The 24,602-nt window shown below is 64.4% G+C and carries 19 protein-coding genes; 9 read left to right on the top strand and 10 right to left on the bottom strand.

Annotated features, from left to right (window positions below):
- Positions 1–115: 115 nt before the first annotated feature.
- The 3 genes from lipA to ACP7DW_RS26855 form a co-directional block, all read right to left on the bottom strand.
- Positions 116–1,123, bottom strand: a complete 1,008-nt coding sequence (gene lipA, locus ACP7DW_RS26845) for a lipoyl synthase (protein ID WP_131686953.1) — start codon at positions 1,121–1,123, stop codon at positions 116–118.
- Between the two features lie 39 nt (positions 1,124–1,162).
- Positions 1,163–1,867, bottom strand: a complete 705-nt coding sequence (gene lipB, locus ACP7DW_RS26850; protein WP_099761341.1) for a lipoyl(octanoyl) transferase LipB — start codon at positions 1,865–1,867, stop codon at positions 1,163–1,165.
- 75 nt (positions 1,868–1,942) lie between these two features.
- Positions 1,943–3,415: a PLP-dependent aminotransferase family protein gene (locus ACP7DW_RS26855; RefSeq protein WP_426057491.1), complete on the bottom strand. Its 1,473-nt coding sequence runs from the start codon at positions 3,413–3,415 to the stop codon at positions 1,943–1,945.
- Positions 3,416–3,540: 125 nt separating this feature from the next.
- Here ACP7DW_RS26855 and ACP7DW_RS26860 point away from each other — a divergent pair, with 125 nt between their 5' ends.
- A complete protein-coding gene (locus ACP7DW_RS26860) occupies positions 3,541–4,740 on the top strand; it encodes a multidrug effflux MFS transporter (protein WP_426057492.1) in 1,200 nt (399 codons plus the stop codon).
- On the opposite strand, the gene ACP7DW_RS26865 is transcribed toward ACP7DW_RS26860, so the two are convergent.
- From ACP7DW_RS26865 to ACP7DW_RS26875, 3 genes are all read right to left on the bottom strand, one after another.
- Complete coding sequence (locus ACP7DW_RS26865) at positions 4,733–5,029, bottom strand: DUF493 family protein (RefSeq protein ID WP_070223235.1); 297 nt, start codon at positions 5,027–5,029, stop codon at positions 4,733–4,735. The two genes, ACP7DW_RS26860 and ACP7DW_RS26865, sit on opposite strands and share 8 nt — an antisense overlap.
- Before the next feature lie 319 nt (positions 5,030–5,348).
- A complete protein-coding gene (locus ACP7DW_RS26870; RefSeq protein WP_426057493.1) occupies positions 5,349–6,977 on the bottom strand; it encodes a DUF6600 domain-containing protein in 1,629 nt (542 codons plus the stop codon).
- Between the two features lie 103 nt (positions 6,978–7,080).
- Positions 7,081–7,722 (bottom strand): LysE family transporter, encoded by a 642-nt coding sequence (locus ACP7DW_RS26875; protein WP_426057494.1) that lies wholly within the window; start codon positions 7,720–7,722, stop codon positions 7,081–7,083.
- 191 nt (positions 7,723–7,913) lie between these two features.
- Here ACP7DW_RS26875 and ACP7DW_RS26880 point away from each other — a divergent pair, with 191 nt between their 5' ends.
- The 8 genes from ACP7DW_RS26880 to ccoS all read left to right on the top strand — a co-directional run bounded on the left by ACP7DW_RS26880 (position 7,914) and on the right by ccoS (position 18,294).
- Positions 7,914–8,861: a DUF808 domain-containing protein gene (locus ACP7DW_RS26880; RefSeq protein ID WP_426057495.1), complete on the top strand. Its 948-nt coding sequence runs from the start codon at positions 7,914–7,916 to the stop codon at positions 8,859–8,861.
- Positions 8,862–8,945: 84 nt separating this feature from the next.
- The gene (gene yiaA / locus ACP7DW_RS26885) at positions 8,946–9,377 is read left to right on the top strand and encodes an inner membrane protein YiaA (RefSeq protein WP_426057496.1); all 432 of its coding nucleotides are present in this window, start codon (positions 8,946–8,948) and stop codon (positions 9,375–9,377) included.
- A gap of 45 nt (positions 9,378–9,422) precedes the next feature.
- Positions 9,423–11,531 carry an EAL domain-containing protein gene (locus ACP7DW_RS26890; RefSeq protein ID WP_426057497.1) on the top strand — a complete coding sequence of 703 codons (2,109 nt, stop codon included), beginning with the start codon at positions 9,423–9,425 and terminating at the stop codon, positions 11,529–11,531.
- Between the two features lie 195 nt (positions 11,532–11,726).
- Positions 11,727–13,388 carry a methyl-accepting chemotaxis protein gene (locus tag ACP7DW_RS26895; protein WP_141171193.1) on the top strand — a complete coding sequence of 554 codons (1,662 nt, stop codon included), beginning with the start codon at positions 11,727–11,729 and terminating at the stop codon, positions 13,386–13,388.
- Positions 13,389–13,413: 25 nt separating this feature from the next.
- On the top strand, positions 13,414–14,862 hold the full coding sequence (gene hemN, locus ACP7DW_RS26900) for an oxygen-independent coproporphyrinogen III oxidase (RefSeq protein ID WP_099761315.1): 1,449 nt from the start codon (positions 13,414–13,416) through the stop codon (positions 14,860–14,862).
- Between the two features lie 9 nt (positions 14,863–14,871).
- Entirely contained in the window at positions 14,872–15,642 is a 771-nt protein-coding gene (locus ACP7DW_RS26905) for a sulfite exporter TauE/SafE family protein (protein ID WP_426057498.1), read from the top strand.
- Between the two features lie 22 nt (positions 15,643–15,664).
- Positions 15,665–18,106: a heavy metal translocating P-type ATPase gene (locus ACP7DW_RS26910; protein WP_426057499.1), complete on the top strand. Its 2,442-nt coding sequence runs from the start codon at positions 15,665–15,667 to the stop codon at positions 18,104–18,106.
- Between the two features lie 2 nt (positions 18,107–18,108).
- Complete coding sequence (gene ccoS, locus ACP7DW_RS26915) at positions 18,109–18,294, top strand: cbb3-type cytochrome oxidase assembly protein CcoS (protein ID WP_426057500.1); 186 nt, start codon at positions 18,109–18,111, stop codon at positions 18,292–18,294.
- On the opposite strand, the gene ACP7DW_RS26920 is transcribed toward ccoS, so the two are convergent.
- The 4 genes from ACP7DW_RS26920 to ACP7DW_RS26935 are packed head-to-tail and all read right to left on the bottom strand — an operon-like array spanning position 18,282 to position 24,569.
- A complete protein-coding gene (locus tag ACP7DW_RS26920) occupies positions 18,282–19,604 on the bottom strand; it encodes a hypothetical protein (protein WP_426057501.1) in 1,323 nt (440 codons plus the stop codon). The two genes, ccoS and ACP7DW_RS26920, sit on opposite strands and share 13 nt — an antisense overlap.
- Before the next feature lie 17 nt (positions 19,605–19,621).
- Positions 19,622–20,944: a hypothetical protein gene (locus ACP7DW_RS26925; protein WP_426057502.1), complete on the bottom strand. Its 1,323-nt coding sequence runs from the start codon at positions 20,942–20,944 to the stop codon at positions 19,622–19,624.
- A 17-nt stretch (positions 20,945–20,961) separates the two neighbouring features.
- A complete protein-coding gene (locus ACP7DW_RS26930) occupies positions 20,962–22,434 on the bottom strand; it encodes a virulence factor (RefSeq protein ID WP_426057503.1) in 1,473 nt (490 codons plus the stop codon).
- Positions 22,434–24,569: a T6SS effector phospholipase Tle3 domain-containing protein gene (locus tag ACP7DW_RS26935; protein ID WP_426057504.1), complete on the bottom strand. Its 2,136-nt coding sequence runs from the start codon at positions 24,567–24,569 to the stop codon at positions 22,434–22,436. The genes ACP7DW_RS26930 and ACP7DW_RS26935 overlap by 1 nt, the downstream gene beginning before the upstream one ends.
- Positions 24,570–24,602 lie beyond the last annotated feature (33 nt).

Genomic DNA, 24,602 nt, shown 5'->3' on the forward strand with positions numbered 1-24,602 from the left:
CGAAAAAAACAGCGAAAAAAGGCTATGTGGCCGGTGCTGTTGCCCGACGCCACGTATCAACGGCACGGGTACTAAAAGACGGGGCTGTCAATGTACACCTTTAAAGGGGTGGCTCTTAGAAATTCAGCGCCGATTCCACGCCGGCGCTGTGCGCCTGTTCATCCGCATGGTACGAGCTGCGCACCATGGCGCCCACGGCGGCGTGGGTGAAGCCCATTTTATAGGCTTCTTCTTCAAACATTTTGAACACGTCCGGGTGCACGTAGCGGCGCACGGGCAGGTGGCTGTTCGATGGCGCCAGGTATTGGCCGATGGTCAGCATGTCGATGTCGTGCTCGCGCATGTCGCGCATCACTTGCAGGATTTCCTCGTCCGTCTCACCCAGGCCGACCATGATGCCGGACTTGGTCTTCACGTCCGGGTACATGGCTTTAAAGTCTTTCAGCAGCTTCAGCGAGTGCATGTAGTCGGAGCCGGGACGCGCTTCCTTGTACAGGCGCGGCGCCGTTTCCAGGTTGTGGTTCATGACGTCAGGCAAGCCATCCTTGAACAGGTCCAGGGCTTTTTCCAGGCGGCCGCGGAAGTCGGGCACCAGCACTTCGATGCGGGTATTCGGCGACAGGGCGCGCGTTTGCTGGATGCACTCGACGAAATGGCCGGCGCCGCCGTCGCGCAAGTCATCGCGGTCGACGGAGGTGATGACGACGTAGTTCAGACGCAGCTTGGCGATGGTTTTCGACAGGTTGGCCGGTTCTTCCTTGTCCAGCGGGTCCGGGCGGCCGTGGCCGACGTCGCAGAACGGGCAGCGGCGCGTGCACTTGTCGCCCATGATCATGAAGGTGGCCGTACCCTTGCCGAAGCATTCGCCGATGTTCGGGCAGCTCGCTTCCTCGCACACCGTCACGAGCTTGTTTTCGCGCAGGATATCCTTGATTTCATAGAAACGGGTCGATGCCGAGGCGGCCTTGACGCGGATCCAGTCCGGCTTTTTCAGGCGCTCGACTTGCTCGATCGGAATGATCTTGATCGGGATGCGCGACGTCTTGCTGGCGCCTTTTTGCTTTTCGCTCGGGTTGTAGGCGGGAGCGGCGGGGGCGGTGCTGGAAATGGTCTCAGAAGTCATGGCTGCAAGCCCTTGAGGGGCAAAGTTTGGTTTGTTTGCTCAGGCATCCGTTGCCTGAGGCGCGCCTGCGGCGCTGTTTACTTCGCTTACATCGAGTAATACGGTCAATTCATGGGCCAGGGCACGCTGCACCTCGGCCAGCGGCGCCACCACGCCCATGCTGCGCATGTCCACCGTCTTCAGGCCGGAATAGCCGCAGGGGTTAATCCAGGAAAACGGCGCCAGGTCCATCGCCACGTTAAGCGATACGCCATGGTAGGTGCAGCCGTTGCCGCGCACTTTCAATCCCAGCGCGGCGATCTTCGCACCCTTGCTTGGTCCGCCGGCGATATAGATGCCAGGCGCGCCATCGATGCGTTCGCCAGCGAGATTATACGCCGCCAGCACGTTGATGATGGCTTGCTCGATTTTATGCACGAACTGGCGCGCATACAGCTTGCCGCCCGGCTTGTTGCGGCGCAAGTCCATCAACAGGTAAATCACCACCTGGCCGGGGCCATGGAAGGTCACTTCGCCGCCGCGGTCCGTCTGCACCACGGGCACATTCTCGGCGCCGGCCAGCAAGTGGCCGCGGTCGGCCGCCAGGCCCAAAGTAAATACGGGCGGATGCTCGACGATCCACAGTTCGTCGCGCGTGTCCGTCGTGCGCGCGTCGGTAAAGGCGCGCATGGCGGCAAAGGTTGGCTCGTAATCGACGCGGCCCAGCTCGCGGATCAGCGCCGTTTCGGTGCGGGTGGTGGTCATGACAGATTCTGTAATCAGCTGCCGGCGCCCTGCGGACGCTGCGGCGAAGCCGTGATTATAAGCCAGGCCGCCGTTTCATTCAGCCCCGGGCGCGGGCAACAGCAGCAATCTGCCCAATTTTTGTGCAGCGTGGCGCACCTGGGCCAGACTCAGCGCCGTGTAACCGAGCAGCACGGCCGGCGCCAGCCTGGCGCTATGGCAAAAGTCGCCGAGCGGCTGCAGTGCCAGCCCCTCCTGCGCGGCGCGCGCGCAAAACGCCCGTTCGTCGGCATCCGGCGCCAGCCACAGCACGCAATGAAAGCCCGCCTGCTGGCCTGACATCGTGTAGCGGCCAGGGGCGACCTGCTCCAGGCAAGCGAGCAGCAGGTCGCGCCGCTCCTTGTAGGCCAGGCGCGCCAGGCGCAAATGGCGCACGAAAGCGCCGTCCTCCATCCAGGCGGCCAGCGCCAGCTGCTGCGTCACCCCCACGGAACGGCCCGTCAACTGCACGATGCGCAGCAGTGGCGGTCGCAAGGCGGGCGGCAGCACCATGAAGCCCACGCGCAGGCCGGCAAACAGGGTCTTGTTGAAACTGCCACAGTAGATCACGCGCTGATACTGGTCGAGCGCCTTCAGGGCCGCCAGCGGGGCGCTGTGGTAATTGAATTCGCTGTCGTAATCGTCTTCCACCACCCAGGCGCCGCTGTCGTTCGCCCATTCCAATAACGCCAGGCGGCGCGTGACGGACATGGTCACGCCCAGCGGCGACTGGTGCGCCGGCGTCACATACGCGAGGCAGGCGTCGGTGTGCGCGGCCAGGGCGGCGCAATCGATGCCCTCGGCGTCGACGGCAATGTCCACCGGCACGGCGCCGGCCAGGGCGAACAGGGCGCGCGCGGCCGGGTACCCCGGTTCTTCCAGGCAAACCTTGTCGCCATCGCGCACGATGCCGCGCGCCAGCAAGTCGATCGCGTGGCGGATGCCGGTGGTGACAACGATGTCGTGCGGGTCGCAGCGGATGCCGCGGTACTTGGCGAGGAAGTCGGCGATCTGCTGGCGCAGCTGGGGCAAGCCGGCCGGATCGGCGCTGCACAGCTGCTCCGGCGTGGCGGCCGCCAGCGCCCGCGTGGCGCACTTGGACCAGGCGGCCATGGGAAACAGGCTGGCGTCGGCGCGCCGCGCCACAAACGGCAAACCGTCGCGCACGCCCGTATCGGACACAGGTATCGGCTCGGAAAATGGCCCGACTGGGGCGGTATCGGCAAATCCTGCCATCAAGAAGCGCTCCGGCACCACGGCGCACACGCGCGTGCCGGAGCCGGGCACGCGCGTCACATACGCTTCCGCATGCAGGCGGTCGAACACGGTTTCGATGGTGCCGCGCGACAACTCCCACCGTTCGGCCAGGGTGCGGCTGGACGGCAGCCGGCTGCCCGCCGGCAGCATCTTCGTCAGGATGGCCGAGCGCAGCGCTTCATACGCGCCATCCTGCTTGTTGACGCCCGCCTTGTCGAGCCAACTGGTGGGACGCGGCAAGTCCAGGGCGTGCGGTGATTTTCCTCGCGGCATGATGATCGTCCAAGTGGTCCAATGAATTTTCTGATGACTGGCACTTCGCATTACACCACAACCATCCTACTCTCACCGTTCCGGTGCGCCAACGGGGCGCACGTTTGCAAGGATCGTGTAAAACAATGGAGAAACAACTCGCTGTATGGGCCTGGGGCGGCATCGTGCTGCTGCTGGTCTGCCTGTCGCGCATCAGCATCGACATCTATTTGCCTTCGCTGCCGGCCATGGCCGACGCCCTGCATGCCAGCGATGCCCAGTTGCAGCTGACCCTGAGCCTGTTCATGGCCGGCTCGGCCGCCTCGATGCTCGCCTGCGGGCCGCTGGCCGACCGTTACGGCCGCCGCCCCGTGCTGCTGGCCGGCACGGGCATTTTTGTGCTCGCCAGCATCGTCTGCACCGTCACCAGCGACGTGCACGTGCTGATCGCCGCGCGCGTGCTGCAGGCGTTCGGCGGCTGCAGCGGTACCATCATCGGCAGGGTGATGGTGCGCGACCGCTTCGACCCCGCCACGCAGGCGCGCATGCTGGGGAAAATCTCGATGGTGATGGGCCTGTCGCCGATCCTGGCGCCGCTGGCCGGCAGCGTGCTCGACGCGGCCTTTGGCTGGCGCGCCGTGTTTGGCGTGCTGTGCCTGCTGGGCGCGCTGTCGCTGGGGCTGATCGCCGCGTATGTGCCGGAAACCAGGCCGGCCGACGCCGTCCCCCAAGGCAATACCCTGGCCCTGTACCGCCGCCTGCTGGGCGACGCGTATTTCCTGCGCTATGCGCTGGCCATCGGCTGTGTGTATTGCACGTATTTCCCCTTCATCGCGGAATCGTCCGTGCTGTTGCAAAGGGGCATGCATCTGTCGCCGCACGCGTATGCGCTGGTGTTCGCGCTGACGGTCAGCGGCTATATCGCGGGATCGAGCCTGTTCCGCGCCCTGGGGCCGCGCCTGGGCGCCGATTACCTGCTGGGCGTGGCGGTGCTGATCAATGTGGCGGGGGCGGCCAGCCTGTTGCTGGCGGGAAGTTTGGCGCCGCGGCACGTGGCCTCGCTGGTGGCGCCGATGCTGCTGGTGATGGTGTCGGTGGGCATGGCGATTCCCGCCTGCCAGCTGGCCGTGCTGCAGCCATATGGCGCCCAGGCGGGCAGCGCCTCGGGCCTGTTCTTCTTCGTGCAGATGGCCATCACGGCCGCCTGCGGCGCCGTCATCGCCGCCATCACGGATGGCAGCGAAAAGCCCCTGCTGTGGGTGACGGCGGCTGCCAGTAGCGCCTTTGCCGCCGTCTGGCTGCTCACGAAGAGCCGGGCCAGCGTGGCGGCAGCCAGCCTTACATGACGATCTTGACCATCGGGTGGCCCGACAGCGCCATGTACAGGGCGTCGAGCTGCTCGCGGCTGATGGCGCGCACGGTGACGGTCAGGCCCGTGTAATTGCCCTTGCCCGACGGACGCTCTTCCATGCGGCCCACGTGGAAGGTCGGATCGTGGCTGATGACCAGTTCCAGCATGGTCGGCGCGAAGTCGACATGCGTCGGACCCATGATCTTGATGGGAAAGTCGCTCGGGTATTCGATCAGCGATTCGCTGGGAGGAATCGTCACTTCGGTGGGTGGGGTCGTTTGCATGGGAAATCCTATCAGTGCCGGTCAGAACAGGCGCCGCCGCGCACAGCGCGCCGCGGCTGCATAAAGACGTATTGTAGCCAACTTTGGGGTCGCCTGCGCCGTTGCCATGGCACCAGAGGCACGGAAAAAAAAAGCCAGCTTTATCAGCTGGCGGAAAACTATTTTGTTTAGACAAAATAGCCGGAAAAGTCGTGCTGTCACTTGGAGGATAAGCAGTGGTCGTACTGTAAGCAAACGACGCCGGCTTTACCTCCGGTATGTGACGAACTGCGCCTTTTGCGGCCTGAACGTCGATACGGCGCGACAGGCGGTGCGGCCGTCAGCGCTCCGCTTCCTGCATCCGGCCATTGCGGCCGGGATTGCCGCGCTCATTGCCTCTGTCATTGCTGCGTTCACGTGGCGGCCCGCTGCGTTCGCTGACGGGACGCGGCTGCGGCCGCTCGGCGCGCGGCCGTTCCTCGCCACGCCACCCGGGGCGACCCACCGGGTCTTGTACTGGCGGCAAGGCCGGCACCGCCGGCATCAAGGGCTGGGCCGGTATCGGCGGTATTGGCGGCTGCTGCGGCTGGGCCGGCACGGGCGGCCGGTTCGGCTGCATGGGACGTGGCGCCAGGTGCGTCTGGCCATCGTCCGTCTGCAGGCGGCCGGGACGGTTGACCCAGTCGCGCCGGAAACCATCTTGCTGGCGCGGCGCATCGACGGGACGCTGCCAGTTGCCCGCCGGCGCAGGCACCGTGCTCAAGGGCAAGCTTTGCATGACGGGCGGTGGCATGGTGGTGCGGTGGCGGCGCGGCACGTCGACCGTGCGCGAGCCGCCAAAACGCTCGCCCGGCAGCATCGTCATGCCTTCCCGGCGTTCGCGTTCGCCCGCCACGAATCGGCGCCCCTCGGCCATGCGGTTGATGCGGCGTTCATACTCGGCGCTGGCGCGGTAGCCGGGCACGTAGCGCTCATGCGGCGACAGGGGAAACCAGCCGACGCCGGGGCGCTGCTCATGGTGTGTCCCGGGAGGGCCGCCGACCCAGCCCACCAGGGCCGGCGCCCAGGGTACGCGGCCGCGCTCGCGCCCCGGCGCCCAGCCCCAGCGCTGACCCAGCAGCACCCAGCGGCCGTAATGCGAGGGCGCGTAGCCCCACGGTGCATTGTCGACCCAGGTCCAGCCCCATGGCGCGATCCACGTCCAGCGCCCGTCGCTGTACGGCGCCCAGCCGGCCGGCACCGCGCTGGGCAGCCACAGCGGACCATATTGCGCATCGTCCTGCCAGGCGCCGTAGCGGTCCAGCTCCTCATAGCCGGTGGTATCGTCCGTGACATAGCGCAAGGCCGGCGCGGCGGCGGACAAGGCTTCGGGCCAGTTGTCGAAAGCGATCCGCTGCAAGGCACCCGTGCGCAACTCCTCGTCCGTCAATTCCGCGCGCTTGCTGGCACGCAAGGTCACGCTGCCCGTCGCGCCATCCACGTCGGCCGCCCCGTCGAGCACGCTGACGACGCTGGTGCCGGGCTGGCGCCCCGCCTCGATGCGCACCCAGCCCGGCTGGGTCAGGATCACGCGGGCCTGGGCGGTGGTCAGCTCGAAGCCGCGCAGCGCATCGGGATTGCGCACGCGCACGCTGACCGTGCCATAGCCGAGGTGCAGCTTGAAACTGTCGTCATCGAGCTCGCTCACTTCCAGTTCGGAATCGCCGTCGAGGCGCACGGCGGCCGCGCCCACGCGAAATTCCGCCAGCGCGCCGCGCATGGTGCTCAGGCGGTTATCCGTCGTGACGGGCCAGTTCAACAGGGCGTTTTGCGCCTCGCCATCGCCGGCGCGCACCAGCACTTGCCCTTCGACGGTGGAAATGCGGCCCACGCGGGCAGGCGGGTCCTGCGCCAGGGCGAAGGCGCACGCCGACGACAGCAGCATGGCGCACATGGTGTTCAAGAGGGGGAGAGACAGGATAGGACGCATGGCAGCGCTCCAGGCAAGACGTACAAGGATGATTGCTATCGATTACATCCGCATCGTGCGGGCATCGCAAGCGGGCTTACAAATGTTTGCATCTTGATCTGGCTCAGGAGGCCGCCTGGCCACCGCGCTTGACGAAGAACAATGCCGTGCCGACGGCCATCAGCAAGCCGCCAAAGAAACGATTCTGCTTTTTCACAGCCTTGGCATCGCGGAAAAAGCGCTGCATCGACGATGCCAGGAAAGCGTAGCCGTGCATGACGATCTGATCGATCGTGCACATGGTGACGGCCAGGATCAGCAGTTGCGGCAGCAGCGGCGCCGTGGGGCTGATGAATTGCGGCAGCACCGCCACCATGAAGATGATGCCCTTCGGATTCGTCACATTGGTCAGAAAACCCGTCAGCACGCGCCGGCGCATGGACGGCACCACGGCGTCGGCATGCAGGTCGCCCGTCACCGCCACCCTGGCGCGCCATTGCGACAGGCCCAGGTAGATCAGGTACAAGGCGCCCACCGTCTTGACGATATTGAACGCCACTTCAGAGGCCAGCAGCAAAGAGCCCACGCCGGCGCCGGCGATGCCCAGCACCACCAGCAGCCCCAGCTGCAGGCCGAGGATGGTGGCGCTGGCCTTTTTCACCCCGTAGGACAGGCCGTGCGACATCGACAGCACGGCGCCTGAACCGGGCGAAACGGCGATGATGGAGGCGGCGATGACAAAGGTGATCCAGGTGGCAAAGGGCATGCGGTATCCAAAAATGGGGACGAGGAGCAATTTTAACCCGGCCCGTGCGGCCCTGCCGGCCCTGCCTGAGGTAAGATCGCAGGCATGCCTTACCCACGTCACCCCTTGCCGTACAACCAAGAATAACATCATGAAAAACAACACTTTCCTCGCTCCAATATTGCCTGCCACCACCGTGGGAGCGCGCTGAGATGGCCGGCTCCAGCCTGCTGGCCCTGCTCGACGACATCGCCAGCATCCTCGATGACGTTTCCCTGATGACCAAGGTGGCCGCCAAAAAGACGGCCGGCGTGCTCGGCGACGACCTGGCCCTGAACGCGCAGCAAGTGGCCGGCGTGCGCGCCGAACGCGAATTGCCCGTCGTGTGGGCCGTCGCCGTCGGCTCGCTGAAGAACAAGGCCATCCTCGTGCCCGCCGCGCTGGCCATCAGCGCGTTTGCGCCGTGGGCCATCACGCCGCTCTTGATGGTGGGCGGCGCCTACCTGTGCTTCGAGGGCTTCGAAAAGATCGCGCATAAATACCTGCACCCGGACGACAGCCACAAGGCCGAGCTGGCACAGGCGCTGCGCGATCCGCAGGTCGACCTCGTGGCGCTGGAAAAGGACAAGATCAAGGGCGCCATCCGCACCGATTTCATTTTGTCAGCCGAAATCATCGTCATCGCCCTCGGTACGGTGGCCGCGGCCACCTTCGCCGAGCAGGTAGCCGTCGTCGTCGGCATCGCCATCATCATGACGGTGGGCGTGTATGGCCTGGTGGCCGGCATCGTCAAGCTCGATGACGCGGGCTTTTATCTGGCCGCGCGCAAGGGCGCGGGCGCGCTGATGAACGGCGTGCGCGCGTTTGGCCGCATGCTCGTGTCGGCGGCGCCGAAACTGATGAAATTTCTGTCCGTGGTGGGTACGCTGGCCATGTTCATGGTCGGCGGCGGCATTTTGACGCACGGCTGGCCGTGGGCCAGCGCCATGCTGCACCACGCGGAAGAAGCCGTCGGCGGCATGGCTCTCGTCGGTCCCGTGCTGGCGGCCGTCACGCCCAGCCTGATCAATGCGGTGGCCGGCGTCATCGCCGGTGGCCTGGTGCTGGCCGGCGTCACGGCCGTGTCGGCTTTGTTGCGCATGGTCAAATCACGCAAATAAGCTTTCTGGTCTGATGGGGCGGCAGGCGCATCCGTGCCTGCCGCCCCGGCCATGCCGGCGGCGCCCGCTGCCCATGGAGACCCTATGCAGACTTCCCCCGCCCCACGCCCCAGCAGCGCCTTCATCGGCGCCTCCTGGGCGGCATTGCTGATCGGCATCCTTACCTACCTGTCCGGCCTGTGGAACGCCACCATGGCGCTCAACGAAAAGGGCTATTACTTCACCATCCTCATGTATGGCCTGTTCGCCGCCATCTCGCTGCAGAAGTCCGTGCGCGACCGCAGCGAGGGCCTCGCCGTGACGGGGATTTACTTTGGCCTGTGCTGGATCTCCGTGCTGCTGGCCTTGCTGCTGCTGACGGTCGGCCTGTGGAATGCCACCCTGCAAAACAGCGAGAAAGGGTTTTATGCCATGGCGTTTTTACTCAGCCTGTTCGCCGCCGTGGCCGTGCAAAAGAACGTGCGCGACGTGGCGCGCGCCACGGCCGCCACGCCTGCCGAGGCGCCGGGAACCTAACCGCTGGGCGCGTGTCTATCCGAGTATGCGTGCGGGGGAACGGTGATGAGCGATCTGCAGAGACGGTTACAGATGGCGCTGGAAGCGGCGCACATGGCGATCTGGGATTCGCGCATCGTCGATGGCCAGGTCATCGACGGCAGCGTCAGCTGGTCGGCCAGGGGCGCCGCCCTGCTGGGCCTGGAAGAACGCGCCCTGACGCAGCCGTTTCGCAGTTTTCTCGACTATGTGCATGCCGATGACCGCGACAAGGTGGTGGCCGTGCTGCAGGAAGGCATGCGGCACGGCGACGGCTATGCGCTGCAATACCGCGTCGTCTGGCCCGACGGCAGCGAGCACTGGCTGTCGGCCAAGGCGCAGGTCTTCACGGATGCGGCCGGTCGCCCCGAGCGGACCCTGGGCGTGATCTGGGATATCACCGAGCACATGGCGCGCGAGCTGATGATCGCCGAGCGCAAGGAGCTGGCCGAAGTGACGCTCAGCTCCATCGCCGACGGCGTCATCACCACCGATCCGCACGGCAAGACCCGCTACCTGAACCGGGTGGCCGAGCAATTGACGGGCTGGAGCAACGACATGGCGCAAGGCCTGGACATCGGCCTGACCATGCCGCTGGCCGATGAACGCACGGGCGCAGCGCTCGAGCACGTGGCCATGCGCTGCCTGCAACAGCGCCAGGCCATCGGCATTTCCCCCCACGCGCAGCTGATCACGCGCGAAGGGCGGCGCATCGCCATCGAGGAATCGGCCGCGCCCATCTGGTCGTGCGACGGCGATATCCTCGGCGCCGTCGTCGTGTTCCGCGACGTCAGCCACGAACGCAAGCTGAGCCAGGAACTGTCGTGGCAAGCCTCGCACGACACCTTGACGCAGCTGATCAACCGGCGCGAATTCGAACACCTGGTCGCGGGCGCCCTGCGCACGGCCAAGCAGGAAGGCCACGCGCATGCGCTGCTGTACCTCGACCTGGACCAGTTCAAGGTCATCAACGACACCTGCGGCCACGCCGCCGGCGACGTGCTGCTGCAACTGCTGGCCAAGATGCTGCAGGGGAAGATGCGCGACAGCGACATCCTGGCGCGCCTGGGCGGCGATGAACTGGGCGTGCTGCTGCCGCACTGTCCGCTCGACCATGCGCGCCTGATCGGCGAACAGCTGCGTCAGTCCATCCACGAATTCCGCTTCACCTGGGACGAACGCAGCTTCGAACTGGGCGTGAGCATCGGCATCGTGGAAATCAACCAGGACAGCAAGTCCATGAGCGAGCTGCTGAGCGCCGCCGACCAGGCGTGCTACCTGGCCAAGGAGCAGGGCCGCAACCGCATTCATATCTATCAGGAGTCGGACGTCATGCTGGCGCAGCGGCATGGCGAAATGCTGTGGATCTCGCGCCTGAACGAAGCGTTCACGCACGACTACTTCCGCCTGTACGCCATGCCCATCGTGCACCTGCACGACAGCCCGGAACACCACGACGAAGTGCTGATCCGCATCCGCAATGGCAAGGGCGACCTGATCTTGCCCGGCGCCTTCATCCCGGCCGCCGAACGCTACGACATGATGCTGTCCATCGACCGCTGGGTCATCCGGGCCGTCTGCGCACATATCGAGAGCGTGCGCGACAGCCTGCCGCCGCTCGAAGCGCTGGCGGAAAGCCGGCGCCGCGCACCGGCCCTGTATTCCGTCAACCTGTCGGGCATGTCGCTGGCCGCCCCCGGCCTGCAAGACTACATCACGGCGCAGTTCGTGCAGTATGCGATTGCGCCCGAACAAATCTGCTTTGAAATCACGGAAACGGCCGTCATCGCCAACTTACCAAAAGCGCAAGTATTCATGCGCCAGCTCAAGGCCATGGGTTGCCGCTTCTCGCTCGACGACTTCGGCAGCGGCTTTTCCTCGTTCGGCTACCTGCGGGCCCTGCCCGTCGACTATTTAAAGATCGACGGCATCTTCGTGCGCGGCATCGCCACCAATGCCATCAACCGCGCCATGGTCAAGGCCATCAATGAAGTAGGCCACGTGATGGGCCTGCAAACGGTGGCCGAATACGTGGAAAACGCGGAAACCCTGGCCATCATCCGCGAACTGGGCGTCGACTACGCGCAAGGCTACGCCGTGGGCGGCTTGCGGCCCCTGACGGCGGGCGTGGATTAGCCTCCACCGGCAACCAGTAGCTTTAAAACAATGCCGCATTGCTATCGCTAAATGCGTTCCGGCACGACCAATCTGGAGGATTTTGATCTACATCAATAAATTTGCGCAGGCGACTCCTTACACTGATCTCCATTCTTGCAATCGTGCAAGTCTTACTCACCAATTAGCTCTTTAACTGATCAGGAAGCCGCGACCATGCGCCAAAATTTGCCAGTGACTAACCGTGAAGTTCTCGTCTTGGACGATCAGGCCATCGTGTCGAAAACGGATATGAACGGCAATATCGTGTATGTGAACCCCTACTTCAGCCAGGTCAGCGGCTTCAGCGAGGCAGAGCTGATCGGTTCGCCGCAAAATATCGTGCGCCACCCGGACATGCCGGCCGAAGCGTTTGCCGACATGTGGACCTCGATCCAGGCCGGCACGCCGTGGACGGGCCTGGTCAAGAACCGCTGCAAGAACGGCGATTTTTACTGGGTGCGCGCCAACGTCACGCCGATCCGCGAAGCGGGCAAGACCATCGGCTACATGTCGGTGCGCGTGAAGGCCGACAAGGATCAGGTCAAGGCGACCGAGGAAGCCTACGCGGCCATCCGCAACAAGGAAGGCGGCAACATCGTCATCAAGAACGGACAAATCGTGCGCCCGGGCCTGGCGCACCTGCTGCACAACCTGACGCACATGTCGCTCAACCTGCGTATCTGGGCCGCCACCTCCATCGTCAACTGTCTGCAACTGCTGGTGTGCGTCATCAGCCTGTTCGCCAGCGGCGGCAAGATCACCAATTACGCCATCTTCGGCGCCACCCTGTTCGGCTTCCTGATCAACGTTTTCCTCTGGTATACCTTGCGCATGTCCGTGCTCAAGCCGCTGGGCAAGGCCCTGAACGGCGCGCGGGCGATTGCCGCCGGCGACCTGTCGGGCAGTTTCGAAACGGACAGCACGGATGAAATGGGGCAATTGCTGCGCGCGCTGCAACAGATGAACAGCAACCTGATCGCCACCATCCGCGACGTGCGTATCAACGTGGAAACCATGGCCGTGGCCACCAAGCAAATCGCCGCCGGCAATATGGACCTCTCGGGCCGCACGGAATCGCAGGCGGCCAGCCTGGAAGAGACGGCCTCGAGCATCGAGGAATTCTCGTCGACGGTGAAACAGAACGCGGACAACTCTGTGCAGGCGAACGAGCTGGCCGTGGCCGCCTCGAAAGTGGCGGTGCAGGGTGGCGAGATCGTTTCCGAAGTGATCACCACCATGGACGACATCAACACCTCGTCGAAGAAAATCGTCGACATCATCGGCCTGATCGAAGGCATCGCCTTCCAGACGAATATCCTGGCCCTGAACGCGGCCGTGGAAGCGGCGCGCGCCGGCGAACAGGGCCGGGGCTTCGCCGTGGTGGCGGGCGAAGTGCGCAACCTGGCGCAGCGCTCGTCCGTGGCGGCCAAGGACATCAAGCAACTCATTGAGATTTCCGTCGGCAAGGTGGGCGCCGGCATGCTGCAGGTAAACCGCGCCGGCGCCACCATGGAACAGGTGGTCAGTTCCGTCAAGCAAGTCACGGCCATCATGCAGGAAATTTCCATCGCCTCGCGCGAACAGAGCATCGGCGTCGACCAGGTCAACCAGGCCATCGCCCACATGGACCAGGTGACGCAGCAGAACGCGGCCCTGGTGGAAGAAGCCGCCGCGGCCGCCACGCGCCTGGCGGAAGAAGCGGCCAGCCTGTCGCAAGCCGTGAGCCTGTTCAATTTCGGCAAGATGCCGCCACCGCGCCGCGTCGCCATGCCTGGCGGCAAGGGAGGCGCCGCGAACACGGGCAAACCCGCCGCTCTGAAACGCCTGGCCGCTTAACACCTTTCAAGACCTTACACACATCATGCCTACACTACTCAGCAGTGCTTCCGCCGACCTGGACGCCGTCGTCGAATTCGACCCGGTCATCATCGGCAAGATGAGCCAGTCCGGCCCGCGCTACACCTCGTATCCGACCGCCGACCGTTTCAGTGCCGACTTCGGCTACGGCAACTTCCTCGAAGCGCTGGCCGCGCTGCGCATGCGCGGCGGCCGCCGTCCGCTGTCGCTGTACGTGCACGTGCCGTTCTGCGACACCCTGTGCTACTACTGCGCCTGCAACAAGATCATCACCAAAGACCGCAGCAAGGCCGCCACCTATCTCAGCTATCTGAAACAGGAAATCGCCATGCAGGGCAAGCTGTTTGCCGGCATGAACCAGATCGAGCAGCTGCATTTCGGCGGCGGCACGCCGACCTACCTGAGCGAAAAGCAGATGGATGAGCTGATGCTGCATTTGCGTCAGCATTTCGAGTTCGCTTCCGATGAAGACGGCGAATATTCGATCGAAATCGACCCGCGCACCGTGTCGCGCGAACGCGTGTTTTCGCTGCGCGCCCAAGGCTTTAACCGCATCAGCCTGGGCGTGCAGGATTTCGACGCCGACGTGCAAAAAGCCGTCAACCGCATCCAGCCGGAAGCGGAAACGGTGGCCATCATGCAGGCCGCGCGCGACGCCGGTTTCCGCTCGGTCAGCATCGACCTGATCTACGGTTTGCCCAAGCAAAACCTGGAGACCATGACGGAAACCTTGCGCAAGGTGATCAACGCCAGCCCCGACCGCATCGCCCTGTACCACTACGCGCACATGCCGCACCTGTTCAAGCCGCAGCGCCGCATCCTCGACGCCGACATGCCCGACAGCGCCACCAAGCTGGCCATGCTGGGCCTGTGCATCGCGCGCCTGACGGCCGCCGGCTATGTGTACATCGGCATGGACCATTTCGCCAAGCCGACGGACGATCTGGCCGTGGCGCAGCGCCAGGGCCGTTTGCACCGCAACTTCCAGGGCTATTCGACGCGCGCGGAAGCCGATCTGATCGCCTGCGGCGTGTCGGCCATCAGTTCCGTCGGCGCCGTCTACAGCCAGAATGAGAAAACGCTGGACGCCTACTACGAAAAGCTCGACGAAGGCGTGCTGCCGATCGCGCGCGGCATCAAGCTCGATACCGATGATTTGTTGCGCCGTATCATCATCCAGATGCTGATGTGCAATTTCGAATTGTCGATCGCCACCATCGAGCAAGCCCACCCCGTCAAATTCCGCAGCTATTTCGCCGCCGAGCTGGAAAAGCTGCGCGAACTGGCGCGTGACGGCTTGCTCGTCATCGAGGAAGACTGGCTGACGGTGACGCCGAAAGGGCGCTTGCTGATCCGCAATATCTGCATGGTCTTCGACCGCTACCTGACGCAGGCCCGCGCCAACGCGGCGCCCGATGCTGTGCAGCCGCTGCGCTACTCGAAAACGGTGTAACGCCGCCCGATGAACGCCCTCAGCCTCGTGCCCATGTTCATGGTCGGCCTGGCCGGCAGCGTACACTGCATCGGCATGTGCGGCGGCATCGTGGGCGCCCTGTCGATCAGCGGTGGTGCACCGGCGGCGCCTGCCCGCCCGGTCATCGCCATCGCCGTGGCGCGCCCCGCATTGCAAACCACCTTGCCATCGAACGTGCTGCGCGTGCTGGCCTACAACGGCGGGCGCATCGGCAGCTACATGCTGGCCGGCGCCCTGGCCGGCAGCCTGGCGGGCGCGGGCATGCTGCACATGGCGTCCCTGCAAGTGGCAGGCTACTGGCTGGCCAACCTGATGCTCGTCGCCCTGGGCCTGTACCTGATGGATGCCTGGCGCGGCCTGGCGCATCTGGAAGCGGCCGGCAACGTCGTCTGGCGCCGCGTGCGGCCCCTGTTGAAACCCCTGATGCCGATGGATACCGCATTCAAGGCGCTGGCCGTGGGCGGCCTGTGGGGCTGGGTGCCGTGCGGCATGGTCTACAGCGCCCTGCTGACAGCCATGCTGCAAGGTTCGGCCCTCGACGGCGCGGCGGCCATGGCCGCCTTCGGCCTGGGCACGCTGCCCATGCTGCTGGGCATGGGCTTGCTGGGCACGCGCCTGCGCGCGCAGATGCAGCGCCGTCCCGTGCGCATCGCCAGCGGCTTGCTGGTGCTGGGCTTTGGCTTGCTGGGCCTGCTGCGTGCCGCCAATGGCGTGTCGCTGGGCTGGCTCGACGCCCTGTGCGTCACTGGCCATCCATGAAAAGATGCATGAAAAAAAACCTATGAATGCTGTGTTACAACCGTCCGCCTGCTTCCATTGCGGCTTGCCCGTGCCTAGCGGCTCGAACTGGCACGTCACCATCGACGAAGTGCCGCGCGCCATGTGCTGCCCCGGCTGCGAAGCGGTGGCGCAAACCATCGTCGACATCGGCCAGAGCGCGTATTACCGCGACCGCGACGAATACGCCGTCAACGCATTTGATGCCACCCTGATGCCGCCCGAATTGCGTTTGTACAGCAATGACGACGCGCAATTCGCGCGCGACGCCAGCAGCTGTGAAGCGACCCTGTCCGTCGAAGGCATCCGCTGCGCCGCCTGCGTCTGGCTGATCGAACGCCAGCTGACGCGCCTGCCCGGCGTGCAGGCCGCCAGCCTGAACGTCGCCACCGAGCGCCTGTACGTGCGCTGGAGCCGCGCCGAATGTGAACCGGGCGACATCCTGCAAGCCGTGCGGCAAGTCGGCTACACGGCGTATCCATATGACGCCGTGCGCCATGGCGAGCGCCTGCAAAAGGCCAGCAAGACCCTGGGCCGCCAGCTGTTCGTGGCGGGCCTGTCGATGATGCAGGTGATGATGTACGTGGCGCCCGCCTACCTGGCCGCCGAGGACGGCACACTGGACGACAGCATGGCCAGCCTGATGCGCTGGGCCAGCCTGCTGCTCACCTTGCCGGCCATCTGCTATTCGGCCATGCCGTTTTTCCAGGGCGCCTGGGCCAGCCTGCGCGCACGCACGCTGGGCATGGACGTGCCGGTGGCGCTGGGCATCCTGGCGGCCTTCTTCGGCAGCGTGGTGGCGACCTTCACGGGCCGCGGCGAGGTGTATTACGACTCGGCCACGATGTTCATCTTCCTGCTGCTGTGCAGCCGCTATTACGAGCTGCAGGCGCGCCGCAAGGCAGCCTCGGCGCTGGAGCGCTTGCAGCACGCCTTGCCCGCCTCGGCCTCGCTGATGGCGGGCTTTCCCGACCACCGCGCCACCATCCTGGTGCCGGCCGGCAGCCTGGCCGTCGGTGACGTGATTCTCGTCAAACCGGGCGAGGCGATCGCCGCCGACAGCGTCATCATCGAGGGCACGAGCGCGCTCGATCTATCGCTGCTGACGGGTGAGAGCGCGGCGCAGCGGCGCAAGACGGGCGAGCAGGTGCCGGGCGGGGCCATCAACGCCAGCGCCGTCCTGACATTGCGCGTACTGAAACCGGCGCGTGAAAGCACCTTGTCGGACCTGTTAAAACTCATCGAGCGGGCCGGCAGCGGCAAGCCGCAGATCGCGCAGTGGGCCGATAAAGTGGCCGCCTGGTTCGTGCTGGGCCTGCTGCTGTTTGCCGTCGCCGTGTTCGCCTTCTGGAGCTGGCACGATGCATCGCGGGCCTGGCCCGTGGCCATCGCCGTGCTGGTCGTGTCGTGCCCGTGTGCGCTGTCTCTCGCCACGCCGACGGCGCTGGCGGCCGCCACCGACAGCCTGCTGCGGCGCGGCGTGCTGATCGTCCAGCCGCATGTGCTGGAAACCCTGCACCGCGCCACCCACATCGTCTTCGACAAGACGGGCACCCTGACCCTGGGCCGGCCCGTGCTGCAACAGATCGAGGGACTCGGCAGCATGACGGAGGATGCCTGCCTGCAAGTGGCCGCCGCGCTGGAAGCGGGCAGCGCCCATCCGCTGGCACAGGCGATCCTGGCAGCCGCCGAAGGGTTGCCAGGACAGCAGCCGCGCGCGCATGCGGAACAATTGCAGGAAGTGCAGGGCCAGGGACTCGAAGGCGTGATCAATGGCGTGCGCTACCGCCTGGGCAATGCGGCCTTTGTCGCCGCCATCGCCGGGCCGCCGCTGGGCGACACGGCCGTCGGCATGCAGGGCATGACACCGCTGTACCTGGGCACGCAGGGGCGCTGGCTCACGCGCTTCTTGCTCAGTGATGCGCTGCGCCCGGAAGCGCGTGAAGTGGTCGCGTATTTCCAGCGGTGCGGCAAGCAAGTCGTGCTGCTCAGTGGCGACCAGGAAGCGCTGACGCAAAGCGTGGCGACGCAGCTGGGCATCAACACGGCGTGCGGCGAATGCCTGCCCGATGAAAAGCTCGATTTCGTGCAGCAATTGCAAGCGACGGGCGCCGTGGTGGCGATGGTCGGCGACGGCATCAACGACGCCGCCGTGCTGAGCGGCGCCGACGTCTCGTTCGCCATGGGGTCCGGCGCCGCGCTGGCGCAGGCGCATGCGGACACGGTGCTGCTGTCGAGCCAATTGGTGTCCGTGCTCGACACGGCGAAAACGGCGGCGCGCAGCATGCGCATCATCCGCGAAAACCTGGGCTGGGCCACCCTGTACAATCTGACGGCCATCCCGGCCGCCGCGCTGGGTTTTTTAAACCCCTGGCTGTCCGGCGTCGGCATGGCTGCCAGCTCGGCGGTCGTCATCGCCAACGCCCTGCGCCTGCGGAAAGCCTGAACATGGAAGCACTGTACCTCCTCATCCCCTTAAGCGTCGTGGTCGTCTTCATCGCGCTGTGGGTGTATTTCACGGCCTCGGACAGCGGCCAGTTCGACGACCTCGTCGGACCGGGCCTGCGCGTGCTGCAGGACGACGATACGCCGCCGCCCGAAACGGCAGCCCCTTCGGCCACTCAACGCGAATAGCCTTGCGACCCCGGCCACGCATCGAAGCGCCGGCCCCACCACGGTAAAAACACGGTATTGCCGCCGCGCGCGCGGAACCACGGCTGCTCGTGGTCGACGGGCCGCACCACGGCCGGCGGCGCCACCACCACGGCAGTCACGCTCTCGCTGTCGCTGCTGCCCGCCACCAGCACGGGCCGGCCCACGTGGTTGGCATAAGCGATGGCCAGCGCCACGTTCGTCAGCGCCGTGCCGGCGCCCGTCTCGCCCAGCAGCGCCGGCATATTGAACGTCTGCCGGTTGAAGTCGAAGTCGGGCAATTGCTGCGTCAGGCTTTGCGCCAAGGGGCCGAGCCGTTCTGACGAGACCGGATAGGTGCTACCCGCATCGTGGATGACGTAGCCGATGGCGTCGTCGTTCAATTGCGCATTGCGGGCGGCAGCGTCGATGGCAGCGCTCCAGGCCTGCACGGTGCGCGGGGACTGTCCCTTGCCGGCGGTAAAATCGGCGACCTGGCGCGTGGCGGGAAAACCCAGCCAGGCCAGCGGCGCACGGTCCGTCTTGTAGCCGGGGCCGGCCAGCACCAGCAAGACCATGTTTTCATTGATCTGCTCATCGTTGGGCGGATAACTAGGCGCATCCCAGTTCATCACCCACACGGTCTTGTCGGGGTTGGCCTGCAGATAAGCCAGCCCCGCCGCCAGTGACGTAAAGCCCGCATTGGCGCCGCCCATGGTGACGCGCACGTCGGGCGGCGTGGCCGTGGTCCAGGAATCGGGGAAAGAGGGGTTGCCGATGCTGAAGGCGCGCCTGATTGTATCCTGCACATATTTTCCGGCTTCTATGGGATCGAGACGTCCCGCAGGCAGTGCGTACTCAACATGGATGCCAGCCAGTTCGCGCCGCGTGGATTTGTCGGTCAGCGAATGGGCATTGTAAAAATACTCTTTGCTGGAAAAATAAATGTCACGAAAGCGATAAATTAACTCGGCAACGTATTGCTGATGGTAGCCTTCCAAGGTTTCGCTACCATTATTACCATAGGCAATCATGCCGATCGATTGCACCTTGCCAAAACGCACAGGGTTCTCTTTCACTTTGCTATCGTCCTTGTTTGGCTTGGCCAGCCCCAGTGTCCACAGCAGTTGCCACTCGGTAGGATAGTCGCGCCGTTGCAGGGGATTAAGCCACTGCACGCCCACAACCTGTGCCATGTACGGCTGCGCGGGCACAGCGGGTACGACGGCGGTAACCGGTGCCGCGACCGGCGCCTTGTTGGCGCAGGCCGATAGCAGCATGGTCAGCATCGTTAGCATCAAAAAACGCTTCATCGCAGCTCCTGTCGAGATTAACGCGAGTACCCCTGCGACCCCTGCCGCGCATCGAAACGCCGGCCCCACCACGGTAAAAACACGGTATTGCCGCCGCGCGCGCGGAACCACGGCTGCTCGTGGTCGATGGGCCGCACCACGGCCGGCGGCGCCACCACCACGGCAGTCACACTTTCGCTGTCGCTGCTGCCCGCCACCAGCACGGGCCGGCCCACGTGGTTCGCATAAGCGATGGCCAGCGCCACGTTCGTCAGCGCCGTGCCGGCGCCCGTCTCGCCCAGCAGCGCCGGCATATTGAACGTCTGCCGGTTGAAATCAAAGTCGGGAAATTGCTGCGTCAGGCTTTGCGCCAGCGGGCCGAGCCGTTCTGACGAGACCGGATAGGTGCTGCCCGCATCGTGGATGACATAGCCGATGGCGTCGTCGTTCAATTGCGCATTCCTGGCGGCAGCGTCGATGGCGCCGCTCCAGGCCTGCACGGCGGGCGGGGAAGCGCCCTTGCCGGCGCTGAAATCGGCGACCTGGCGCGTGGCGGGAAAACCCAGCCAGGCCAACGGCGCACGCTCCGTCTTGTAGCTCGGGCCGGCCAGCACCAGCAAGACCATGTTTTCATTGATCTGCTCATCCTTGGGCGGATAACTGGGCGCATCCCAGTTCATCACCCACACGGTCTTGTCGGGGTTGGCCTGCAGATAAGCCAGCCCCGCCGCCAGGGACGTGAAGCCCGCATTGGCGCCGCCCATGGTGACGCGCACGTCGGGCGGCGTGGCCGTGCTCCAGGAATCGGGGAAAGAGGGGTTGCCGATGCTGAAGGCGCGCCTGATTGTATCCTGCACATATTTTCTGGCTTCTATGGGATCGAGACGTCCCGCAGGCAGTGCGTACTCAACGTGGATGCCAGCCAGTTCGCGCCGCGTGGATTTGTCGGTCAGCGAATGGGCATTGTAAAAATACTCTTTGCTGGAAAAATAAATGTCACGAAAGCGATAAATTAACTCGGCAACGTATTGCTGATGGTAGCCTTCCAAGGTTTCGCTACCATTATTACCATAGGCAATCATGCCGATCGATTGCACCTTGCCAAAACGCACAGGGTTCTCTTTCACTTTGCTATCGTCCTTGTTCGGCTTGGCCAGGCCCAGTGTCCACAGCAATTGCCATTCGGTCGGGTAGTCGCGCCGCTGCAGGGGATTGAGCCACTGCACGCCCACGACTTGCGCCATGTAGGGTTGCTGTGGCGCGGCGGACTCGACGGCTGCAATCGGTATCGCGACCGGCGCCTTGCTGGCGCAGGCTGATAGCAGCATGGTCAGCATCGTTAGCATCAAAAAACGCTTCATCGCAGCTCCTGTCGAGATTAACGCGAGTACCCCTGCGACCCCTGCCGCGCATCGAAACGCCGGCCCCACCACGGTAAAAACACGGTATTGCCGCCGCGCGCGCGGAACCACGGCTGCTCGTGGTCGATGGGCCGCACCACGGCCGGCGGCGCCACCACCACGGCAGTCACGCTCTCGCTGTCGCTGCTGCCCGCCACCAGCACGGGCCGGCCCACGTGGTTGGCATAAGCGATGGCCAGTGCCACGTTCGTCAGCGCCGTGCCGGCACCCGTCTCGCCCAAGAGCGCCGGCATGTTGAAGGTCTGCCGGTTGAAGTCGAAGTCGGGCAATTGCTGCGTCAGGCTTTGCGCCAAGGGGCCGAGCCGTTCTGACGAGACCGGATAGGTGCTGCCCGCATCGTGGATGACGTAGCCGATGGCGTCGTCGTTCAATTGCGCGTTCCTGGCGGCGGCCTCGATGGCAGCGCTCCAGGCCTGCACGGTGCGCGGGGACTGTCCCTTGCCGGCGGTAAAATCGGCGACCTGGCGCGTGGCGGGAAAGCCCAGCCAGGCCAGCGGTGCACGCTCCGTCTTGTAGCTCGGGCCGGCCAGCACCAGCAAGACCATGTTTTCATTGATCTGCTCATCCTTGGGCGGATAGCTGGGCGCATCCCAGTTCATCACCCACACGGTCTTGTCGGGGTTGGCCTGCAGATAAGCCAGCCCCGCCGCCAGTGACGTAAAGCCCGCATTGGCGCCGCCCATGGTGACGCGCACGTCGGGCGGCGTGGCCGTGGTCCAGGAATCGGGGAAAGAGGGGTTGCCGATGCTGAAGGCATCGGTAATCGTTTCAACGATATATTTTCCCGCCTCGTCTGGATCAAGGCGTCCAGCCGGCAAGGCATATTCCACATGAATACCAGCCAGTTCACGGCGCGTGGATTTGTCAGTTAGTGAGTGCGCGTTGTAAAAATATTCTTTGCTGGAAAAATATATGTCATGAAAGTGATAAATCAATTCGGTAATATATTTGTGATGGTAGCCTTTAAAGGTTTCGCTACCCTTATTACCGTAGGCAATCATGCCGATCGATTGCACCTTGCCAAAACGCACAGGATTTTCCTTTACCTTGCTATCGTCCTTGTTTGGCTTGGCCAAGCCCAGTGTCCACAACAGTTGCCATTCAGTCGGATAGTCGCGCCGCTGCAGGGGATTGAGCCACTGCACGCCCACGACCTGCGCCATGTACGGCTGTGCGGGCGCAGCAGGGGCGACAGCGGCAACCGGTGCCGCGACAGGCGTCTTGCTGGCGCAGGCCGACGTTAAAAAAAGCACGGCAAGCGCCAGCAATGCCGGCATCAACAATAGTCGTTTCATCAGCAATCCTTCTTCAAGAGGAACATCGACTTGCACGGTTTGTAAGACTGACCAGAGTGCGATCTCAAAGCCGAGCGCAAATACCAGCATGCTCCAGCCCAGCCTGCGCGGTAAGGTAGCAATCAAGTTGCGCATCAGGATGTCTCCGGGCGCTTGTACATCCGTTCATCCTCTATTTCTGTAGGCATTGCTCCCTTACTGCCATCGCTGCGTACCCAATCCAACAACGAGAGTTTTTTGAATTTTCCCCAAAGAAAATATTCATCAAACATTTTTTGGCTATCACTATCATCCAAGCCTTTCAGCAAACGCCAATCTGCCGCGATGCGCAGTTGTAGCATCGCCTTCTCGCTGATATGACACACCCCAATCGCCACGTCATACGCCAGCGCCTTTTCAGCGTGCCAGGGATTGGTCAGGATGGTGGAATGGTCGGTCGCATGCGTGTCGCAGGTGGCCGCCAGTTGCCCCTGGATTTCCTGCTTGCGCCATTCCAAATATTCCGGCGTGGCGGTGGACAGGTCGTCTTCCATCATCGCCTTGCCGTCATTGCCGTCCAGCTTCCCGCGGCGGGCCTTCATGCGCAGGCGGGCATGGTCTTCGTAGCGCAGTGCCGCCTCGGTATCGCGGTCGCCCTGCGGCGTACCGCCCACGCTTGTATCGGCATACGGCTCGCCTTTCTGACGTGCCTTGCCCGCATGGCGGTGCGTGCCGGGCGGATCGATATCCTGGTCGAACTTGGGGCTGGGTACACCGAAGCGCACGGCCTGCGGTGTAAATACCTCCGGCAAGGCGGGCGCCGTCACGGGGATGCGCCAGTCGTCGGGCGGCACGGCATTGATGGGCGTCTTCAGCATCTTCATGAGGGCCGACATGGCGGAGGCCGTGCGCACGCTCGCCGCCTTGCCCGCCTCGCTGCTGCTGGCGCGCACGCCCTTGTTGGGATCGTATCTGGAGATCGGCGAATGCGGATGCCAGAAATCGGCGCTGCCCCGCGCGGGCTGGCGATAGTGATTGCTCCAATAATCATAATCGCCGTGCTGGCCAACGGGAAAGCCCTGCGCGAAGACGCGCTGAGTAAACACGCCGTCGCCGCGCGTAGCCTTGATCTGTTCGGCGCTGAGACCCAACCAGCCGATGCCCTGGATGGGCGTGGCGGAAATCACCTGGTCGTGCGGATTGCAATACAGGGTGACGCGGCCGCGCGTCGTCGGCTGCGGGCCGCAGGCATAGGCGGCCCGGTCCTTGTCCAGCGTGAAATCATGGCGCACGTTGGCGGCCATGCACGCCAAGGCGGCAGACAGGGGCGGCTCCTTGGCCTGGCCGCGCACGATGTCGAAAAATGCCGCCAGGGTCTGGCGGCGCGCCTCGCCACTTTGCCGGCCCACATTGCCATCGACATCCCTGACTTGCCCCTGCAGCCAGCCTTCGGTGTCGTTTCTGCGCAACAGGCTGTACGGAGGATTGCATAAAACATAAGTATCGGCCACGCAGCGCCCGCTTTTGCCTGCCGCATCTTTCACGTCAGCCATCTTGTTGCCCAGAAACGCGGCCGCCATGCCCACCATATTGCCCTGGCTGTGGCAGACGAGGGTAATCGGCACGTCGGCCTGCTGCCGGCGGATGGCCGCCACCAGGTGCGCCAGGCGTAGCGCGGCCAGCACGAAGTAGGGGCGCGGCGGGCAGGCATACACGATGCGGTCGTTGACGGGATTGAGATGCTCGATATGGATGAACAGGAAGAGGGCGTCCGACAAGCCCTCGCCCCACAGGTCCGGCAGCGAGGAGCAGCCATTGGCGAACGGGCCGCCGCCCCAGTAAGCGTGTTCGTTCAGGTAGACCGAATCGCCATACGCCTGCAACTCCTTGTCGCTGGCCTTGTAGCCCCAGCGGAACTGGATCACGGGCGAGAAATGCGCTTGCGGCACGATGAAGGTGCTGGCCGTATAGTCGGGATCGACATAGCCGTCATCGCTCAGTTCGCTTCGATAACCCACCGGCGTCAGTTGCCCGCCCTGCGCCGTGGCATGCGCCATGTGCTCGTCGCAGCGCTTCATGCGCGTGTTCAGGCCGGCGCACAGGCCGGCTTCGGCGGCGCGGTACCACTCGCCCTCGGAATTGACGCCATGCACGAAGATGACGATGCCCGGCGACGGCGCCTGCACCAGGCAAGCGAGCTTGCCGTGATCGAACAGGGTCGTGCCCTCGGCCTTGCCGACGACCAGGTCCACCTGGGTATCGAACGGATCGCGGCTTTCGGGGTCTTCCATGGCGGGCCTTGGACGTGTCTGGACTAGCCACTC

This window comes from Janthinobacterium sp. PSRC1-1 (assembly GCF_049897525.1).
Classification (GTDB): domain Bacteria; phylum Pseudomonadota; class Gammaproteobacteria; order Burkholderiales; family Burkholderiaceae_D; genus Janthinobacterium; species Janthinobacterium tructae.

What these genes read in the sequence shown, in the direction of transcription:
- ACP7DW_RS26910 (WP_426057499.1), top strand. Translation starts at nt 15,665, where the DNA reads ATGAATGCTGTGTTACAACCGTCCGCCTGCTTCCATTGCGGCTTGCCC.
- ACP7DW_RS26890 (WP_426057497.1), top strand. Translation starts at nt 9,423, where the DNA reads ATGAGCGATCTGCAGAGACGGTTACAGATGGCGCTGGAAGCGGCGCAC.
- lipA (WP_131686953.1), bottom strand. Translation starts at nt 1,123, where the DNA reads ATGACTTCTGAGACCATTTCCAGCACCGCCCCCGCCGCTCCCGCCTAC.
- ACP7DW_RS26860 (WP_426057492.1), top strand. Translation starts at nt 3,541, where the DNA reads ATGGAGAAACAACTCGCTGTATGGGCCTGGGGCGGCATCGTGCTGCTG.
- ACP7DW_RS26880 (WP_426057495.1), top strand. Translation starts at nt 7,914, where the DNA reads ATGGCCGGCTCCAGCCTGCTGGCCCTGCTCGACGACATCGCCAGCATC.
- ACP7DW_RS26935 (WP_426057504.1), bottom strand. Translation starts at nt 24,569, where the DNA reads ATGGAAGACCCCGAAAGCCGCGATCCGTTCGATACCCAGGTGGACCTG.
- ACP7DW_RS26925 (WP_426057502.1), bottom strand. Translation starts at nt 20,944, where the DNA reads ATGAAGCGTTTTTTGATGCTAACGATGCTGACCATGCTGCTATCAGCC.
- ACP7DW_RS26865 (WP_070223235.1), bottom strand. Translation starts at nt 5,029, where the DNA reads ATGCAAACGACCCCACCCACCGAAGTGACGATTCCTCCCAGCGAATCG.
- ACP7DW_RS26870 (WP_426057493.1), bottom strand. Translation starts at nt 6,977, where the DNA reads ATGCGTCCTATCCTGTCTCTCCCCCTCTTGAACACCATGTGCGCCATG.
- ccoS (WP_426057500.1), top strand. Translation starts at nt 18,109, where the DNA reads ATGGAAGCACTGTACCTCCTCATCCCCTTAAGCGTCGTGGTCGTCTTC.
- ACP7DW_RS26930 (WP_426057503.1), bottom strand. Translation starts at nt 22,434, where the DNA reads ATGCGCAACTTGATTGCTACCTTACCGCGCAGGCTGGGCTGGAGCATG.
- ACP7DW_RS26920 (WP_426057501.1), bottom strand. Translation starts at nt 19,604, where the DNA reads ATGAAGCGTTTTTTGATGCTAACGATGCTGACCATGCTGCTATCGGCC.
- lipB (WP_099761341.1), bottom strand. Translation starts at nt 1,867, where the DNA reads ATGACCACCACCCGCACCGAAACGGCGCTGATCCGCGAGCTGGGCCGC.
- ACP7DW_RS26895 (WP_141171193.1), top strand. Translation starts at nt 11,727, where the DNA reads ATGCGCCAAAATTTGCCAGTGACTAACCGTGAAGTTCTCGTCTTGGAC.
- yiaA (WP_426057496.1), top strand. Translation starts at nt 8,946, where the DNA reads ATGCAGACTTCCCCCGCCCCACGCCCCAGCAGCGCCTTCATCGGCGCC.
- ACP7DW_RS26905 (WP_426057498.1), top strand. Translation starts at nt 14,872, where the DNA reads ATGAACGCCCTCAGCCTCGTGCCCATGTTCATGGTCGGCCTGGCCGGC.
- ACP7DW_RS26875 (WP_426057494.1), bottom strand. Translation starts at nt 7,722, where the DNA reads ATGCCCTTTGCCACCTGGATCACCTTTGTCATCGCCGCCTCCATCATC.
- hemN (WP_099761315.1), top strand. Translation starts at nt 13,414, where the DNA reads ATGCCTACACTACTCAGCAGTGCTTCCGCCGACCTGGACGCCGTCGTC.
- ACP7DW_RS26855 (WP_426057491.1), bottom strand. Translation starts at nt 3,415, where the DNA reads ATGCCGCGAGGAAAATCACCGCACGCCCTGGACTTGCCGCGTCCCACC.